At 60.6% G+C, this 17,788-nt stretch carries 16 protein-coding genes; 9 read left to right on the forward strand and 7 right to left on the reverse strand.

Annotated elements, in window-relative coordinates; translation table 11 throughout:
• Window positions 1-2 precede the first annotated feature (2 nt).
• The 6 genes from hemC (at window position 3) to V8P77_RS19070 (ending at window position 5,843) form a co-directional block, all read left to right on the forward strand.
• Window positions 3-932: a hydroxymethylbilane synthase gene (gene hemC, locus V8P77_RS19045; RefSeq protein ID WP_335913789.1), complete on the forward strand. Its 930-nt coding sequence runs from the start codon at window positions 3-5 to the stop codon at window positions 930-932.
• A gap of 7 nt (window positions 933-939) precedes the next feature.
• On the forward strand, window positions 940-1,647 hold the full coding sequence (locus V8P77_RS19050; protein WP_335913790.1) for a uroporphyrinogen-III synthase: 708 nt from the start codon (window positions 940-942) through the stop codon (window positions 1,645-1,647).
• Between the two features lie 67 nt (window positions 1,648-1,714).
• Entirely contained in the window at window positions 1,715-2,986 is a 1,272-nt protein-coding gene (locus V8P77_RS19055; RefSeq protein ID WP_335913791.1) for a COG4223 family protein, read from the forward strand.
• A 4-nt stretch (window positions 2,987-2,990) separates the two neighbouring features.
• Window positions 2,991-4,598 carry a heme biosynthesis protein HemY gene (locus V8P77_RS19060; protein ID WP_335913792.1) on the forward strand — a complete coding sequence of 536 codons (1,608 nt, stop codon included), beginning with the start codon at window positions 2,991-2,993 and terminating at the stop codon, window positions 4,596-4,598.
• A gap of 17 nt (window positions 4,599-4,615) precedes the next feature.
• Complete coding sequence (locus V8P77_RS19065) at window positions 4,616-5,101, forward strand: tellurite resistance TerB family protein (protein ID WP_017962409.1); 486 nt, start codon at window positions 4,616-4,618, stop codon at window positions 5,099-5,101.
• Entirely contained in the window at window positions 5,070-5,843 is a 774-nt protein-coding gene (locus V8P77_RS19070) for a glutamine amidotransferase (RefSeq protein ID WP_335913793.1), read from the forward strand. Before V8P77_RS19065 ends, V8P77_RS19070 begins: the two co-directional genes overlap by 32 nt.
• Window positions 5,844-5,868: 25 nt before the next feature.
• On the opposite strand, the gene V8P77_RS19075 is transcribed toward V8P77_RS19070, so the two are convergent.
• Window positions 5,869-7,104, reverse strand: coding sequence for an MFS transporter (locus tag V8P77_RS19075; protein ID WP_335913794.1), 1,236 nt, complete (start codon window positions 7,102-7,104; stop codon window positions 5,869-5,871).
• A gap of 139 nt (window positions 7,105-7,243) precedes the next feature.
• Between V8P77_RS19075 and V8P77_RS19080 the strand changes: the two genes are divergently transcribed.
• Window positions 7,244-7,534 (forward strand): YggT family protein, encoded by a 291-nt coding sequence (locus tag V8P77_RS19080; RefSeq protein WP_025396317.1) that lies wholly within the window; start codon window positions 7,244-7,246, stop codon window positions 7,532-7,534.
• On the forward strand, window positions 7,531-7,842 hold the full coding sequence (locus tag V8P77_RS19085; RefSeq protein ID WP_335913795.1) for a DUF167 domain-containing protein: 312 nt from the start codon (window positions 7,531-7,533) through the stop codon (window positions 7,840-7,842). Before V8P77_RS19080 ends, V8P77_RS19085 begins: the two co-directional genes overlap by 4 nt.
• A 4-nt stretch (window positions 7,843-7,846) precedes the next feature.
• On the opposite strand, the gene ppa is transcribed toward V8P77_RS19085, so the two are convergent.
• The 4 genes from ppa to V8P77_RS19105 all read right to left on the reverse strand — a co-directional run bounded on the left by ppa (window position 7,847) and on the right by V8P77_RS19105 (window position 13,402).
• The gene (gene ppa, locus V8P77_RS19090; protein WP_025396319.1) at window positions 7,847-8,380 is read right to left on the reverse strand and encodes an inorganic diphosphatase; all 534 of its coding nucleotides are present in this window, start codon (window positions 8,378-8,380) and stop codon (window positions 7,847-7,849) included.
• Between the two features lie 201 nt (window positions 8,381-8,581).
• Entirely contained in the window at window positions 8,582-9,088 is a 507-nt protein-coding gene (locus V8P77_RS19095; protein WP_003543622.1) for a GNAT family N-acetyltransferase, read from the reverse strand.
• Window positions 9,089-9,336: 248 nt separating this feature from the next.
• Entirely contained in the window at window positions 9,337-11,157 is a 1,821-nt protein-coding gene (gene typA / locus V8P77_RS19100; RefSeq protein ID WP_027666911.1) for a translational GTPase TypA, read from the reverse strand.
• Window positions 11,158-11,314: 157 nt separating this feature from the next.
• Window positions 11,315-13,402 carry a M3 family metallopeptidase gene (locus V8P77_RS19105; protein WP_335913796.1) on the reverse strand — a complete coding sequence of 696 codons (2,088 nt, stop codon included), beginning with the start codon at window positions 13,400-13,402 and terminating at the stop codon, window positions 11,315-11,317.
• 229 nt (window positions 13,403-13,631) lie between these two features.
• On the opposite strand from V8P77_RS19105, the gene V8P77_RS19110 reads away from it, so the two are divergent.
• Window positions 13,632-14,063 carry a hypothetical protein gene (locus V8P77_RS19110; protein WP_335913797.1) on the forward strand — a complete coding sequence of 144 codons (432 nt, stop codon included), beginning with the start codon at window positions 13,632-13,634 and terminating at the stop codon, window positions 14,061-14,063.
• A 61-nt stretch (window positions 14,064-14,124) separates the two neighbouring features.
• On the opposite strand, the gene V8P77_RS19115 is transcribed toward V8P77_RS19110, so the two are convergent.
• Both V8P77_RS19115 and V8P77_RS19120 read right to left on the reverse strand, forming a co-directional pair.
• Entirely contained in the window at window positions 14,125-14,766 is a 642-nt protein-coding gene (locus V8P77_RS19115; protein WP_027666914.1) for a LysE family translocator, read from the reverse strand.
• Window positions 14,767-15,192: 426 nt separating this feature from the next.
• Window positions 15,193-17,667 (reverse strand): DEAD/DEAH box helicase, encoded by a 2,475-nt coding sequence (locus V8P77_RS19120; RefSeq protein WP_335913798.1) that lies wholly within the window; start codon window positions 17,665-17,667, stop codon window positions 15,193-15,195.
• Between the last annotated feature and the right edge of the window lie 121 nt (window positions 17,668-17,788).

Here is a 17,788-nt window from a genome sequence, read left to right on the forward strand (position 1 = left end):
GGATGCAAACAAAACCTTTCCGGATCGGCACGCGAGGCAGCCCGCTGGCGCTTGCCCAGGCGCATGAGGCCCGCGACAGGCTGATGGCGGCGCATCATCTGCCCGAGGACATGTTCGAGATCGTCGTGCTGACCACCAAGGGCGACCGCATCACCGACCGGTCGCTGGCCGAGATCGGCGGCAAGGGGCTGTTCACCGAAGAGCTCGAACAGAAGCTTATCGCCGGCGAGCTCGATTTTGCCGTGCATTCCGCCAAGGACATGGCGACGAAGCTGCCCGAGGGGCTTTATCTCTCCGCCTATCTGCCGCGCGAGGATATCCGCGACGCCGTCATCGGCCGCACCGCGCGCAAACTGATCGACCTGCCTCACGGCGCCACTGTCGGTTCATCCTCGCTCCGCCGCCAGGCGCTGATCCGCCGGATGCGGCCGGATATCAACGTCGTCACCTTCCGCGGCCTGGTCGAAACGCGCCTGCGCAAGCTCGAAGCGGGCGAGGTGGATGCGACCCTGCTGGCGCTTGCCGGCCTGAAACGCCTCGGCAAGGTCGACGTGCTGACCGATATCCTCGACCCCGACACCTTCCCGCCGGCGCCGGCGCAGGGAGCGATCTGCATCGAAAGCCGCATCGGCGATGCCAGGGTCGACGATCTGCTGGCGCCGGTCAACGATATCACGACTTTCGACACCGTCTCCTGCGAACGCGCCTTCCTCGCCGCACTCGACGGCTCCTGCCGCACGCCGATCGGCGGTTATGCCGTCTGCGAAGGCGACCTGATCCGGTTCTCCGGCCTCATCATCACCCCCGACGGCCGCAGCCAGCATGCGGTGACAACCGACGGCCACCGCCGCGATGCGGCAGCGCTCGGCACCCGCGCCGGCCAGGACGTGCGCGCCAGGGCCGGCAGCGCTTTTTTCGACGACTGGCACTGAAGCGGCCATGCGCGTGCTCGTCACCCGCCCCGCGCATTCGGCGACGAGAACCGCACAACGTCTGCGCGATATGGGCCACGAGCCGCTGCTGCTACCGCTGCGTCAGCCGCTGCGCGACAGCGCCGCTGCCGCCGGCGCGCTTGCAGCCACCAGCGGCGCAATCGCAGTGACCAGCGCCGAAGCCATCAGGGTCCTCTCCGCACTCGGCGAGAAACTTCACCCGCATCTCGCCCGCCCGCTTTTTGCGGTCGGCGAAACGACGGCGGAAGAGGCGCGCAGTCTCGGCTTCCGATCGGTCGCCTCATCCCAGGGCAACGGCGGCGATCTCGCCGATCTCGTCGCGGCGGAGAAACCGGGCACGCTGCTCTACCTCGCCGGCACCCCGCGCGCCGAGACTTTTGAAAGGCGATTGCGAGAACTCGGTATCCGTTTTTCCGTCGCCGAATGCTACCGCATGCAGCCGACCGTCCCCGATCCCGCCGAGATCGACGCGATCTTCGCTAACGGTTACCCGGACGCCATTCTCTTCTATTCCCGGCAGACGGCCGAGGATTTCTTTCGGGTGCCGGAACTGCGATCGGCCGTGCCGGAACTCAGTGGAATCCGCTTTCTCTGCCTTAGCGAGGCAGTGGCGGAGGCCATCCCCACGGCTCTGAAAAAAGCCGTAACGATTTCACCGATGACGGATGAGAAAAGCCTTTTGTCGCTGCTTTGAGGCTCCACCCGCCCAAATTTGATCTAACCTCTTCCCTTAACTGGCATCACTGTCTAGTTTCGTTGCAATGCAGGATAAAGAGGACCTCATGGTATCGGGAAACCCGCCACGCCATTCGAAGAGCGCCGACGAACCGGTCACGATCGACCTCGATGCACAGGAATTCGCGGCTGCAGCCGATACCGAAAATCCGATAGAGAACCCCGCCGGTGATACCGACCGCACCGCCGCCGCGGATGACGGCCCGCCGCCCGAAACCGAGACTGCCTCGCATGCCGAATATGAAGAGAAGCCTGCGATGGATGCGCCGGCGGAGGAACCGGCAGCTCCGGAACCTTCCTTCACCCCTCCTCCTGAACAGCCAGCGTCAAAGAGCGCCGGCACCTCTGGGCTGATTGCTGCCGGCATCTTCGGTGGCCTCGTGGCGCTGCTTGGCGCCGGCGCCATCCAGTATGCGGGTTACCTCCCTGGCTCCTCCACGCCGCAGGCGACCTCGCCGGAGACGACCGATCTTGCCGGTGAGATCGACGGCCTGAAACAGGCCGTCGCCAACCTTGCCGCCAATCCGGCGAGCACAGATGACGGCGAGCTTGCGAATCGCGTCGCTGCGCTGGAAACGGCTGCCAAGGCGCCCGCGGCCGGCGCACCGGCCGATTCTGTTAACGTCGAGGCACTCAACCAGAAGATCGCGGAGCTGACCGGTCAGGTCGACCAGCTGCGCTCGACGCTTGCCCAGTCTTCCGAGCAGCAGACGACGAACCGCGCCGATATCGCCAAGCGCCTCGAAGAGGCCGAAAAGAAGCTGAACGAGCCGCGCGAGGACGTCGCCGTTGCCCGGGCGATCGCCGCTGCCGCCCTGAAGGCGGCGATTGATCGCGGCGGCCCGTTCCTGGCCGAACTCGACACCTTCGCCGGCGTCGCGCCCGACGATCCAGCCGCCGCCGACCTTAGAGCCTTTGCCCAAACCGGCGTTCCCTCACGCACCGAGCTGGTGCGCGAGGTTCCCGATGTCGCCACCGCGATCGTCGAAGCCGTCAACCAGCCGGATCCGAATCAGAGCTGGTCTGACCGGCTGATGTCGAGCGCCAAGTCGCTGGTGACGGTGCGTCCCGTCGGCAATATCGAAGGTGAAAGCGTCGAAGCGATCGCCGCCCGCATGGAGGAGAAGGTGAAGAACGGCGACCTGCCCGGCGCTTCCGCCGAATGGAACAACCTGCCCGCCCTCGGCAAACAGGCGTCCGCCGCATTCAAGCAATCGCTCGAAGCGCGCATTCGCGTCGAGGAACTGGTGGGCGGAGCGCTGTCGAAAGCGGTTTCCGGCACCGGCAAGGAGGGATGAGACCATGTTGATCCGTCTGGTCGTCTTCGCCCTCTTCGTGCTGCTTCTTGCCTATGGCTTCTCCTGGCTCGCCGATCGTCCCGGTGACCTCTCGTTGATCTGGGAGGGCCAGATCTATCAGACAAAGCTGATCGTCGCCGCCAGCGCGATCATCGCTCTGGTCGCCGCCGTGATGATCGCCTGGTGGTTCATCCGCCTGGTCTGGACCTCGCCGCATTCGGTGACGCGTTATTTCCGCGCCCGCAAGCGAGACCGCGGTTATCAGGCGCTGTCGACCGGCCTGATCGCCGCCGGCGCCGGCAATGCGCTACTCGCCCGCAAGATGGCCGCCCGCTCGCGCGGCCTGATCCGCGCCGATCAGGAACCGCTGATCAACCTGCTCGAGGCCCAGGCCGCCCTGATCGAGGGCCGCCATGACGAGGCGCGGGCCAAATTCGAGGCCATGGCCAACGATCCCGAGACGCGGGAACTCGGTCTGCGCGGCCTCTACCTGGAAGCCCGCCGTCTCGGGGCCAACGAGGCCGCCCGCCAATATGCCGAAAAGGCTGCCGACAACGCGCCATATCTTCCCTGGGCCGCACAGGCAACGCTCGAATATCGCAGCCAAGCCGGCCGCTGGGATGATGCGATTCGCCTGCTCGAACAGCAGAAGGCTGCCCGCGTCGTCGAAAAGGCCGAAGCCAACCGTTTGCACGCCGTCCTTCTGACGGCGCGCGCCGACGAGAAGCTGGAAAGCAACCCGACGGGTGCCCGCGACGACGCCCTGCAGGCGCTGAAGCTTGCCGCCGATTTCATTCCGGCAGCCCTCATCGCCGCAAAGGCGCTGTTTCGCGAAGGCGGCGTGCGCAAGGCCGCCTCGATCCTCGAACAGGCATGGAAATCGTCACCTCATCCCGAGATCGGCCAAGCCTATGTCAGGGCCCGCAGCGGCGATTCCACGCTCGACCGCCTGAAGCGCGCCGAGCGGCTGGAAGGGCAGCGCCCGAACAACGTCGAATCGCTTCTCGTCGTCGCCCAGGCAGCCCTCGATGCGCAGGAATTCGCCAAGGCTCGCGCCAAAGCGGAGGCAGCGGCGCGCATGCAGCCGCGTGAAGCAGCCTTTCTTTTGTTGGCCGACATCGAAGAAGCCGAGACCGGAGACCAGGGCCGCGTGCGCCACTGGCTGGCCCAGGCGCTCAAGGCTCCGCGCGATCCGGCCTGGGTGGCAGATGGCTTCGTGTCCGACAAGTGGCTGCCGGTATCACCGGTGACCGGCCGTCTCGACGCCTTCGAATGGAAGGCGCCCTTCGGCCAGATCGAGGGTGCGCTCGAAGACGGTTCGGCGCCTGCCTCGATCGAAACGGCTTTGAAGACATTGCCGCCGCTGCGTGACGTCAGGCCGGAAAGCCCGGTCAATGACCATCGCATCATTGAACTGGAACGTGCCGCGACGATTGCCGAGGCCGTGCGCCCCGCGCCGGCACCGGCAAAACCGCAACCCGCCGAACCCGTGAGCGACAAAGCGCCGGCGCCGAGCGAGGCAAAACCTTTCTTTGGCGGACTGCCGGATGATCCCGGCGTTCGCGATCCCAGGGTGGAACCGGAACCCAAGACACGGCTCCGCCTTTTCTGAAATGGAACGAAACCCGTATGTTCGAACGCTTTCAGGCATTTTTCCAGAAGCTCACCGCCGACAATCCGAAGAAAGGTTTCGCCCCTGATGATCCGCGCATCACAGTGGCAGCGCTCTGCATGCAGGTCATGGAGGCCGACGGTCAGATCAAAGCCAGCGAGAAGAAGCGGCTACGCAAGCTCCTGAAGGAGCAGTATGCGCTCGACGGCAAGCAGCTCGATGCTCTGATGGCCGCCGGCCTCGAGGCCGAAAGCTCCGCCGTCGACTATTATCGCTTCACCGCCGACCTGAAACGCCATCTGAATACCGAGCAACGGCTGGAGCTGATCGGCATCCTCTGGGACATCGTCTATGCCGATGGCGAGCGCAGCGAGATGGAAGACCATGTGATCTGGCGTATCGCCGATCTGCTCGGCGTCTCCTCACGCGAGCGCATCCAGAAGCGGCAGGAGGCCGCCGCCAGGGTGACAGATGTCCAGGTTGCGCAAGATGATGCCGACTGAGCAAATCAAGAATCGCGACAGGCGCCCGATCCTCATCGTCCTGCATCAGGAGCGGTCGAGCCCCGGCCGTGTCGGCCAGTTGCTGGTCGAAAAGGGCTACCGCCTCGATATCCGTCGGCCGGTTCTCGGCCAGCCCCTTCCGACAACACTTGAAGACCATGCCGGCGCCGTCGTCTTCGGCGGGCCGATGAGCGCCAATGATCCCGATGACTTCGTCAAGAAGGAGATCGACTGGATCGACATTCCGCTCCGGGAAAAGCGACCCTACCTCGGCATCTGCCTCGGCGCGCAGATGCTGGTCCGTCATCTCGGCGGCAAGGTGCAGTCGAATGCCGACGGCTCGACGGAGATCGGCTGGTATCCGCTGCACCCGACCGAGAAGGGCCGCCTGCTGATGCACTGGCCGAAGATGGTCTATCATTTCCACCGCGAAGGCTTCGAGCTGCCGCGCGGCGCCGATCTGCTCGCCGAAGGAGATGCTTATCCGAACCAGGCCTTCCGCTACGACGGCAACGCCTGGGGCCTGCAGTTCCATGCCGAACTGACCCGGGTGATGATGCATCGCTGGGTCGTGCATGGCGCCCATCGCTTCATCCTGCCGAACGCCCAGCAGGGCCGCGAACATCTCGAAGGCCGCATGCTGTTCGACGCACCGCTGAAAGCCTGGCTGACCGAATTTCTCGACATCGTCTTCGAGGGAAAGACGGCGAAGGCGACGTCCTCTATCGCTCTTCGCGCATAACCCAAAACCGATTCCGATTTCGCCGTTAGGCGCGGGGCGCGTCGAGCGTATCGATCCTGCGCAGTTTGGGGAAACTCGACGCCCAGACCGCCGCCACGACAAGCGTCCCGACCCCGCCGATGACAACCGCCGGCACCGCGCCGAAGAGCGCCGCCATCGTGCCCGCCCTGAATTCTCCGAGTTCGTTCGAAGCGCCGACGAAGACCATGTTGACCGCATTGACGCGGCCGCGCAGATGATCCGGCGTCCAGAGCGCAATCAGGCTCTCGCGCACATAGACCGACACCATGTCGGCCGCCCCCATCAGCGCCAGCGCCGCGATCGAGACCTCGGTGTTGGTCGAGACTCCGAAGATGATCGTTCCGACGCCGAACAGGGCAACGCCGATGAACATGTAGATGCCGGCGCGATGTTTGAGCGGGTAAGCGGCAAGGAAGATCGCCATGACGATGGCGCCAAGGCCGGGTGCGGCGCGCAGCAGTCCGAGGCCCCAGGGACCGAGGGTGAGAATATCACGTGCGAAGATCGGCATCAGCGCCGTCGCCCCGCCGAGCAGCACGGCGAAGAGGTCGAGCGAGATCGCCCCGAGCACCACCTTTTCGGCGCGGATGAAACTGAAGCCGCCGAGGATCATCGCCCAGCTCTTGGTCTCGCCGGTCGTCTTCTGCACCGGTTTCGGGATCATGTAGAGTAGGGCCGCACCGAGCACGGAAAAGATCACCGCCACCGTATAGGCAGTCGGCGCACTGACACCGTAGAGCAGGCCACCGAGCACCGGCCCGGTGATTGCCGCGAGCTGCCAGGACGACGAATTCCAGGCGATCGCATTGGAAAGATCCTGCTCCGGCACGAGATTGGGCGCCAGCGACTGCACTGCCGGCGACATGAAGGCGCGCTCGATGCCGAAGATCAAAAGCACCGCGAAGACAGGCAGCGGCGTAAAGCTTCCCATCAAAGTCATGACAAGCAGTGCCAGCGTGCAGAGCGCGCTCACCAGCGAGCAGAGGGCGGCGATCGCCCGGCGATTGTACCGGTCGGCCACCGAACCGGTGACGAGGATGAGCAGCAGCGACGGCAGGAACTGGACGAGACCGATCAAGCCGAGATAGATCGCGCTGCCCGTCTGGTCGTACATCTGCCAGCCGACCGCGACGCTGACGATCTGCTGCGAGAAGGAAAGCAGGAAGCGCGCGAAGAAGAACCGCGTGTAGGACGAATGCCGGAACGCGGCAAAACGGTCTCCGGTGGGCGAAAACGACATGGATGTTTTCCGAGGAGACGGGCGCCGAAAGAGCTGCGAAGCCGCCCGTTAAACATGATTCACCGTGCGTTTCCACACGGCACTTGCCCGTTTAGTCGCCAATGTCTACATGTCTGTCAACAACGAATTGGAGACGATGATGTTTGCGCTGTTTCAAACCATTGATTTGGCTTTGAATATTTACACCTGGATCCTGATTGCCAGTGCCATTTTTTCCTGGCTCTATGCTTTCAATGTTATCAATTCCAGCAATCAGTTCGTCAATTCGGTCGGCACATTCCTCTATAATGTCACCGAACCGGTGCTGAAGCCGATCCGCCGCCGGCTGCCGAACCTTGGCGGCATCGATATTTCGCCGATCATCCTGCTGCTGATCATCTTCTTCCTGCGCACCCTGCTTTGGACCACGCTGTACCCGCTGGTCGCTTGAGCCGTCCCTGGAGCCTTTTCGATGACCATCTTCGCCTCGCCGTCCGGCTGACGCCGACTGGCGGGCGTGACGTGCTCGACGGCATTGAGGCCGACGGCGAGGGTCAAGCTTTCCTGAAGGCACGCGTCACCGCCGTGCCCGAGAAAGGCAAGGCCAACAAGGCACTCATCCTTTTGATCTCAAAATCCCTGCGCATTCCCAAATCCAGCGTCAGCCTCGTCTCGGGCGAGACCGCGCGCAAAAAAATCCTCCGGATCGACGGCGATCCGGAGGATTTGGTAAAAAAGCTCGAGATATTTTTAGGCTGAACGATCAGCCTTTCTTCTTGGCGCGCTCGACGGCTTCGAGGATGAGTTCGCCGGCTTCCTTGGAGTCGCCCCAGCCGAAGATCTTCACCCACTTGCCGGGCTCCAGATCCTTGTAGTGCTCGAAAAAATGCTCGATCTGCTTCAGCGTGATCTCGGGAAGATCGGTGTGGTTCTTCACCTTCTCATAGCGCAGCGTCAGCTTCGGCGACGGCACGGCGATGATCTTCTCGTCCTTGCCGGAATTGTCTTCCATCTTCAGGACGCCGATCGGGCGCACATTGATGACGCAGCCGGGAACCAGCGGGCGGGTGCTGGCGATCAGCACGTCGATCGGGTCGCCATCTTCCGACAGCGTGTGCGGCACGAAACCATAATTGCCCGGATAGGTCATCGGCGTATAGAGGAAACGATCGACCACCAGCGTGCCGGCTTCCTTATCCATCTCATACTTGATGGGATGACCGCCGACCGGAACCTCAACAATAACGTTGACGTCCTCAGGTGGATTATGACCGATTGAAATGGCGTCGATGCGCATAGAAAACTCCCGCGAGGTTGAATGTGCTGGCAGCCAGATAATCAGTTTCATGCGGCAACGCAACATGGCACAGCACCAATGCTTGACTGCACCGGCGCACATTCACATCAAAAGTTTCTAATAGGAGATAGGCGACCGCCGACTCCAGCGCCGCGCGTCTTTTTAGACGCCGAACGACACTGTGGCACTTTGAATGGCCGTTCAGCTCCAGATGAAGCCGATCTTCTTCAACTGCCTGTGGTCGAAACTTTCCATGCCTTCGCAGAAATCGACGCCGCCATGATTGCGGTAGAAGTGGCTGGCGGTCTCGTTATCCTCGAGGCACCAGACGACCAGCCCGTTGCAGCCGAGCGACTTCAAGAGACGGCGCGCCTCGCCGAACAGCATCCTGCCAAGGCCGATGCCCTGATACTCAGGCCGCAGATAAAGCTCGTAGATCTCGCCTTCCTGCGGCAGAGCACGGGCCCGGTTGAGGCCGAGCGTCGCGTAGCCGGCGACTGTGCCGGCAACATCGAGAACCAGCAGCGTCGCCGGTCCGCGCGTTGCCTTGCGCCACCAGCTTTCGCCGCGCCGCTCGATCATCTGCGTCAGCGCGCGATGCGGAATGATGCCTGCATAGGTGTGTTGCCAGGCAAGCCTGTGTGTTTCCGATATGGCTCGGGCATCTTGCGGCTCGGCCCGCCGGACATCGATCGACAACGTCTTCATAACGTTTACTCTGGTCCCGCTAGAGGCAATTAACCATATGCGATGTCGCATCCCGGTTGATTGCCCACAGACTTAACATGTGGACGACGATCAAAAGTTAACGCTTTTTTAACGATTGTCACAAGACGGAATCGACGCGGCGCACAATAAAAAACCCCGGCGCGAAGGCCGGGGTTTTGAAGGATTTCTCTCCAGCGCCGCGCCTCTTTTCGAGAGACCCGAGACGCTGCAAGCACTTTGAATGGCGCTCAGAGCGCCGCCTTCGTCTTTTCGAAACGCTTGCGATCGTTTGCGTCGAGATACATCTTGCGCAGACGAATATTCTTCGGTGTCACTTCCATCAGCTCATCATCCTGGATCCAGGAGAGCGCGCGATCAAGCGTCATGCGGATCGGCGGCGTCAGCTTCACCGCTTCGTCCTTGCCGGCGGCGCGGATGTTGGTGAGCTGCTTGCCTTTCAGGACGTTGACTTCAAGGTCGTTGTCGCGCGAATGGATGCCGATGATCATGCCGGCATAGACCTTTTCGCCCGGCTCGATGATCATCGGGCCACGATCTTCCAGGTTGAACATCGCATAGGCGACGGCTTCGCCGGGAGCGTTGGCGAGCAGCACGCCGTTGACGCGGCCACCGATCACACCCTTGTAGGGCTGATAGTCATGGAACAGGCGGTTCATGATCGCCGTGCCGCGCGTATCCGTCAGCAGCTCCGACTGGTAGCCGATCAGGCCACGCGTCGGTGCGTAGAAACGCAGGCGAAGACGATTGCCGCCCGACGGACGCAGCTCGACCATTTCGGCCTTACGCTCGGACATCTTCTGCACGACGACACCGGAATGTTCTTCGTCGACGTCGACGACGACTTCCTCGATCGGCTCCAGAAGCTGGCCGTTTTCATCCTTGTGCATCACGACGCGCGGACGCGACACGGCAAGCTCGAAGCCTTCGCGACGCATGGTTTCGATGAGAACGGCGAGCTGAAGTTCGCCACGGCCGGATACGTAGAACGAATCCTTGCCTTCGGCTTCTTCGATCTTCAGGGCGACGTTGCCTTCCGCTTCCTTGAAGAGACGGTCGCGGATGACGCGTGAGGTCACCTTGTCGCCTTCGGTGCCGGCCAGCGGGCTATCGTTGACGATGAAGGACATGGTGACGGTCGGCGGATCGATCGGCTGCGCCGGCAGCGGTATTGTGATCGAAGGATCGCAGAAGGTGTCGGCGACCGTGCCCTTGGAAAGGCCGGCAATCGCGATAATATCGCCCTGATGCGCTTCGTCGATTGCCGTGCGCTCGATGCCGCGGAAAGCGAGAATTTTCGAAATACGGCCGGTTTCGATCGTCTTGCCGTCGGCGTGGAGAACCTTCACCGCCTGGTTCGGCTTGATGGAACCGGAATTGATACGACCGGTGATGATGCGGCCGAGGAAGGGGTTGGCTTCGAGGATCGTGCCGATCATCGTGAACGGACCTTCGTGGACGGTCGGCTCCGGAACATGCTTGAGCACCAGGTCGAGAAGCGGCGTAAGACCCTGATCCTTCGGACCTTCCGGATTGACGTTCATCCAGCCGTCGCGGCCGGAACCGTAGAGGATCGGGAAGTCGAGCTGCTCGTCGGTCGCGTCGAGATTGGCGAAAAGATCGAAGACTTCGTTGATGACTTCTTCGTGGCGGCCATCCGGACGGTCGATCTTGTTGATCGCGACGATCGGACGAAGACCGACCTTCAACGCCTTGGAGACAACGAACTTCGTCTGCGGCATCGGGCCTTCAGAGGAGTCGACGAGAACGATCGCGCCATCCACCATCGAGAGAATGCGCTCGACTTCACCGCCAAAGTCGGCGTGGCCGGGGGTGTCGACGATGTTGATGCGGACACCCTTCCATTCCACCGAGGTCGCCTTGGCGAGAATGGTGATGCCGCGTTCTTTTTCGAGATCGTTCGAGTCCATCACGCGTTCAGCGACACGCTGATTTTCGCGGAACGAGCCGGACTGCTTGAGAAGCTCATCCACCAGGGTCGTTTTGCCATGGTCAACGTGCGCGATGATCGCGATATTGCGAAGTGACATATGTGAAATCTCTGAGGCTGGGGCGCACGCTCTAGAGGGCGCGCCTATTAGTTTGGGGCGTCCATACAGTTTTTTTTGCGTTTGCGAAAGGGGGGAACGCGCAAAAGCTGCGGCAAGGCTGTCGCCCCGCCGCATCATAGCGTGTCATCAAATTGTCTTAGGCGTCGCTGCCTGTCAATTCCTCGAAGGTCGAAAGTCCCTTTTTGACGAGCATCGCATCCGGGCTCGGCAGCTTGCCGCGGAAGGCCTTGTAAGCGTCTTCCGGATCGACCGAACCGCCGACGGAATAGATATTCTCCTTGAGCTTGCGGGCCATTTCGCCGTTGAAGGCGTCTCCCGTCTCCTCGAAGGCGGCAAAGGCGTCGGCGTCCAGCACCTCCGACCACATGTAGGAGTAATAGCCGGCCGAATAGCCGCCGGAGAAGATGTGCTGGAAGTGCGGCGTCGCATGGCGCATGACGATCGACTTCGGCATGCCGATCTCGGCCAGCACCTCGCCCTGCACCGCCATCGGGTCCTCGACGGCCGTTCTCGTGTGAAACGCCATGTCGACCAGCGCCGATGAGGTGAACTCGACGGTATTGAAGCCGGCGTTGAAGGTGCGGGCGGCAAGCACCTTGTCGAGCAGGGCCTGCGGCATCGGCTCGCCGGTTTCAACATGCACGGCATAACGCTTCAGAATATCGGGCACCGTCAGCCAGTGCTCATAAAGCTGCGACGGCAGCTCGACGAAATCGCGCGAAACGCCGGTGCCCGCAACCGAGGGATAGGTGACGTTCGAAAGCATGCCGTGCAGCGCATGGCCGAATTCGTGGAATAGCGTGCGGGCATCGTCGAGCGACAGCAGCGCCGGCTTGCCTTCCGCCGGCTTGGCGAAGTTGCAGACATTATAGATGATCGGCAATTCACCGTGGCGGCCGTTCTTCAGCTCCAGCCTGTGCTGCGATTGCAGCGAGCTCATCCAGGCGCCTGAGCGTTTCGAACTGCGGGCGAAATAATCGCCGAGGAAGAGCGCGACGAGCTTGTCCTCGCGGTCCCTGATTTCGAACACTCTGACGTCAGGATGATAGGCGGCCACGCCCTTCTTCTCGACGGCCCGGATGCCGAACAGCCGGCCGGCCACGTCGAAGCAGGCTTCGATGATCTTCTCGAGCTGCAGATAAGGCTTGAGCTCGGTCTCGGAGAAATCGAACTTCCGTGCGCGGATCTTTTCGGCATAGTGGCGCCAGTCCCAGGGCATCACCTCGTGGTTCCGGCCTTCCTCGGCAATCAGTGCCGCGATATCGATCTCCTCCTCGCCGGCGCGTTTCACCGCCCGTGCCCAGACAGCCCTCAGCAGGCCGTTCACCGCATCCGCCGTCTTCGCCATCGTGTTGTCGAGTTTCAGCTCGGCGAAATTGCCATAGCCGAGCAGCGTCGCCACCTGATGGCGCAGCGCCAGCGTTTCCTTGATGACGGCGCGATTGTCCGTCTCTCCGGCATTTTCGCCGCGCGCCACCCACGCCTTGAAAGCCTGCTCGCGCAGATCGCGGCGCTCCGAAAAGGTGAGGAAGGGCTCGATGATCGAGCGTGACAGCGTCACCGCATATTTGCCCTCTTCGCCGCGTTCGCGCGCTGCTGCCGCCATCGCGTCGCGAAGGAATTCCGGCAGGCCCTCGAGCTCGGCGCTGTCCGAAAGGACCAGTGCCCAGGCCTTTTCGTCGGCCAGCACGTTCTGGCCGAATTGCGTCCCGAGGCCGGCAAGCTTTTCATTGATCGCGGCCAGTTTTTCCTGCTCGGCCTTTTCAAGCTTGGCGCCCGATTTGACGAAGCCTTTCCAGTGGCGTTCCAGCACGCGTGTCTGTTCGAGCGTCAGCCCAAGGCTCTCGCGGCCCTCCCAGAGCGTGTCGATGCGGGCAAAAAGCGCGGCATTCATCCCGATCTTCGAATAGTGGCGCGACATCTTCGGCGAGATCTCCCGCTCCAGCGCCTGGATCACATCATTGGTATGGGCGCCTGCCTTGTTCCAGAACAGCGACGAAACGCGCGACAGTGCGTCGCCGGCAATCTCCAGCGCCACGACCGTATTGTCGAATGTCGGCGCATCGCCGTTTCCGGCGATCTCGTCGATCTCCCTTTCATGCGCGGCAAGTGCGGCTTCGAAGGCAGCAGCGAAATCGCCGTCGTTCAAGGCATCGAAACGCGGCAGACCGTGAAGACCGTCCCAGGTCACCAGCGCCGGATTGAAATCATGGGAAGAAGACATCGGAGAATTCCTTTTTGGCATGCAAGTGAATCGGCAATATAGGAGAGCCGTCATAGAATTGGTATGTTGCCGGGAAGGACCTTTTGCCTCGCCTGGCAAATCTGGCGGGGGCCTGCCAAATCCGGTGGACAACAATTGATACGTGAAAATTAACCAATCGTTAACGATTGACGCGAATCACGCGCAGGCGCTAGTTTTCCGATGTTCTTCTTGTAAGGGGACATGCGCCATGGAAATTTTTTCTGTGCGGTCTTCTCAGAGTTTGCTTTTTAAAAACAATCCTAATAACGCAAAAAGTTCGAAGACCTCTGATATTCAAATCGAGACCAGAGCTCCCGCCCCGGCCTCGTTCCAGATCGAAGACGATGTTGGCGAAGGCCCGGATTTCACCGCGGTCAGCCCTGGAGAACTGCGCAATTACGCACGCCAGGGTTTCGACAGTGGCCTGATCGATCAAAACACCTACGCCGCGATCTCCGAACCACTGCCGATGCATGCGATCGATCCGCTCGGCAACATCATCGATCTCTCCAGCGTCACCGACGGCACCAGCTTCAATTTCCTCGATTATTACAAGAATCAGCTACAGATCGCCATGTCGATCGGCGATCCCAATGAGGTCCAGACGCTGAAATCGATCGTCAGCTTCCTGAATGCCTGACCTCACGCATGCATAAATCAAAGACAAGCGCGTCGCATGTCTCGGGCGCGACGCGTTTTAATCAGGCCTTGCGCCAGCCGAGCAGGCCGGGCGTTGCGTGCCAGAGCGCCTGAGCGGCAAATCCCATGAAAAGCACGCCGGAGCAGCGCACGATCAGCCGCTCATGGGCACGATAGAAGCGCCGCACCGTGCCGGCGCCGATGATGCCGATCAGGATGATGTCGGCAGTCACGAAACCGACGAATGAAACGACGAGCAGCACCGGCAACGCCTCGAAATCGAGCGCGCCGGCCGAGCCTGCAACCAGTGCGGTGAAGGTGGCGAGCGCCACCGGATAACCCTTCGGATTGGTGACGCCGAAGATCAGACCGCGACGAAACGGCCGCTCGACCACAACAAGCGCCTGCCCCTCCCCTTTCGGCTTTGCATTGACGGCGCTCCAGCCGATCCAGGCGAGGTAGAAACCGCAGGCAAGGCCGAGCAGGTCGAAGACAAAGGTTCCGATCGTCTTTGCCCCGACGATCGCGATCAGCGCCAGCGACGACCAGATGAGATCCCCGACCAGATGCCCCATCATGAAGAAGGCGCCGGCCTTGCGACCCTGCCCGGCGCCGATGCCGAGCAGCTGCAGGAAGGCGGGTCCTGGAATGAGCACGTAGAAGAGCGCCGCCAGAAAGGCGCCGAAGAGCAAAGACTGCGTCATGGGAATGCTCCGGAGGATGATCCTGCAGACTAGGCGATCAGAGACATCCGTCAAGAGCGGTTGCACGGCCATGAAAAGTGGGATCGGGTAACAAACGCTACCGAAGGCGGCTTTCGACCCGAAGCAGACATCTGGTCGTTGAAGGATGCGGCTGCTTAGCGCCCTCGTTTCGGCCATAGGGGCGACCTCCCAGGCTTCCCGAAAGCGGACATCGCAATCGATAAACGAGGCGGCATATTTGCGCCAAGACTTGCCTTCCAGATGCGAGCAAGCTCAAGACGCACCCATAGAAAGCCTTTCAGCAGTCAGTCTCGCGAGCCAACCATTGCAGGCCGGATCAGGAGCCTTGACCAAGCCTTTGACTAAGATGTCGCATCTGATAGCGACACCATCGGTGTTGCCGCGACCCCAATAGAATTGCTCGTGCTACTTGGCACCTTGCGATACTGTACATAGTCCCACAATGTCGGTAGCCGCGAGTTTGTGATGTGAAAGCTGTTTGGCCGCCTCCGCTGGATCTTTGAATCCTCCGGACGTGGCAAGCGATATCGAATAGGCGCGCACCGCATCCCTCAGCTTTTTCAGCCCCGCTGAGTTCACTATCCGAATGTCGCTATGGGGCGATGCCGCATGTTCGAAGACCGTTTTCGGATGCACCATGATTGGCGTTGCCGTGCATGACTTGTCGTATTTTTCTCCGAACCATACGATCGAGCCGTTGAGCTGGTTGGTATCACCCTTCGATATCTTGTCTGCTTGGACCGCGCCACTCTTGCACTCGATAACAAGATATTTGAGGCCGCCCAGCGCCCAGAGATTGTCGGGGCCGCGTCCTACCTCGTCTTCCGGACGCTGTGATCCGAACCCGAGGAATTTTCCAAGATCCTTCATTGCAGCCTCGAAGCGCTTCGAACCTTCTTCTCCCCAGTCCAAATCGTCCAGAAGGCCGTTCACCCAGATGATTAGGTCGTTCCCCTCAAGGAACTTCCCCATGTAGGCTACTGCGGCAGAGCTTTGGCCCGACGGTGGCGCACTGAGTTTCGTGTAAGTCGCGCCTGCAATTGGCTTCAGAAGCCGTGAATTCTGACTCAACGCAGACAATTGAAGTTCCTGGGCTTTAGCAGCATCGATGAAGTTCGTGATTTCAGCCAATTGCTGTTTGAGATAGCCCCTTTCTTGCGGGTCAGTGGCGGAGTTAACGGCTTCTTGGGCCTTGTCGATCGCCAAATCGTATCTGCTGATCCGGACCGCATCGAATGCTTCGCGCATCTTAACTTGATGACCATCGAGATGGCCGCCTTCGATGGGAAGGGCGTTCACCACAGCGTTGCGTCCGGCCTGCACCCAGTCATCGTTCTGCTCGAGGCAGAGATCCAATATTGGCTCAAGGTCTGCGAGCGACTTCCCGCGTACCTGCTCGGCAACTGCTTTTCCGAGCGCAATCTGAGCACGTGTAGCTGCAGAGAACATGTCTTCGGCCTCTGGCTGATGAAGTCGTTGTGTAAGCTTCCCACCTAATAGAAGCACGACGCAGTGATCATCACTCGACCGCACGCCGCGGCCCATGCCCTGCTCGATCCTCTGGATTTGGCGGACAAGTTGCTTCCGGGTCCCGTCGAGTAGCAGCATCTCCGATCGTTCCGAAAGACCGTAGACTTCCGGAAGTCCATCAATGACCAGGAGTTCGCAAGCCTCGCCTGGCAAGTCGATGCCGTCATATTTGTTGATGAGTACAGACAGACCCACGTGGCCGTTCTTAAGCTTCTCGACGCCTTGTTGAATGTTATCCTTGTCCAGGATTTGGTCTGCCACATCCTTCCAGAAGGATGCCCGGCTTTTTGAAGGAACGATGACGACCACGTTGAGGTCGTCCGCGATGCTAGACACCATCGCTTTGATTTCTTCGACAGTGAATTCAGGATTTATCTCTTGCGGAGCCAGAATCATCCGATCGCCGATATCGCCGCCGCCCTTCGGCCGGATAGGCTTCGCAATCTCTTTGGGATCGGCCTGGAAATGACTGACAAGGATTGTGTCGTCAGCCAAAGTGGCGGTCATGTAGATTCGGCGCTGGGCAGAGGCGAAAGAGGGAATGCGATCGATCGGGAGAAACCGCGGAGCAATCTCAAGCCGACCTCCTCCGAAAATGCATGTGCATAGCGGAATCGCTTCGCTCAACAATGGCCAATTCCATTCGAGTTCCTTGCCGTTCCTATTGGCGTGCAGGATTCCCAGAACATCGTCCTGATGTGCCTGCCACGCCCAGTAGGGAACCGTAAGGACGGCATTCGGATCTTCCGCCTTGACGTCAAGAAGGGTTGTCGGCGATTGCGCCTTGAGGTCCTCTTCGAATAGCGCGAGGAGACCGTCATACACGGGGCTTCCGGCTTTGGACTTCAAGCAGAACTGGTCGTTTACGCTGCTGAGACTTGCATGGGCATCGTCTATCACGACTACTCCGATTGGAATCTTTCTTTCTCCGACGCCAAAGACCGTCCGCCCATTGATCAGCTTGTGGACGTTAGCAACTAGGATCGATCTGCCCGCGAGAAAGTCCGGATCTTTTTCGTCGTCCGTTGCCGCAATTCCAAGATCGGTCGCCTCTGTGATAACCTGCGAGACCAGGAAGTTATCTGGAGTGATATATACCGCCGGCTTCACATTTTCATTGAGCGAGCTCTGTAGAGACAGCAGACCGACAACGGTCTTTCCCCCACCGGTGTTCATCTTTATCGTCAGATCCTTCGCCGCTCGTCTTTCAAACCAGGCGTCAAGAACGTCGGCTTGCTCGTCCAGTGGGCGCTTGAACCGAGCGTGCCGTTTCAGAGTTGTGAAGATTTTCCTAGGGTCGATCTGCCTCGCTGTCGTACCAGCGTTTAATTTGCCGAAATCTAATGACATTCGCCAGTCCTGCTCCCATGCGCCTATACTCAGGCTTATTTCCTAGATGAACGAGTCTTTTAGTGTGACGAGAGCTGCCGAGCAACTGCAGCTTGAGGCGGGGACCTAATGATTGGTCTGT

The sequence above is a fragment of the Rhizobium aouanii genome (assembly GCF_037002925.1).
Classification (GTDB): domain Bacteria; phylum Pseudomonadota; class Alphaproteobacteria; order Rhizobiales; family Rhizobiaceae; genus Rhizobium; species Rhizobium aouanii.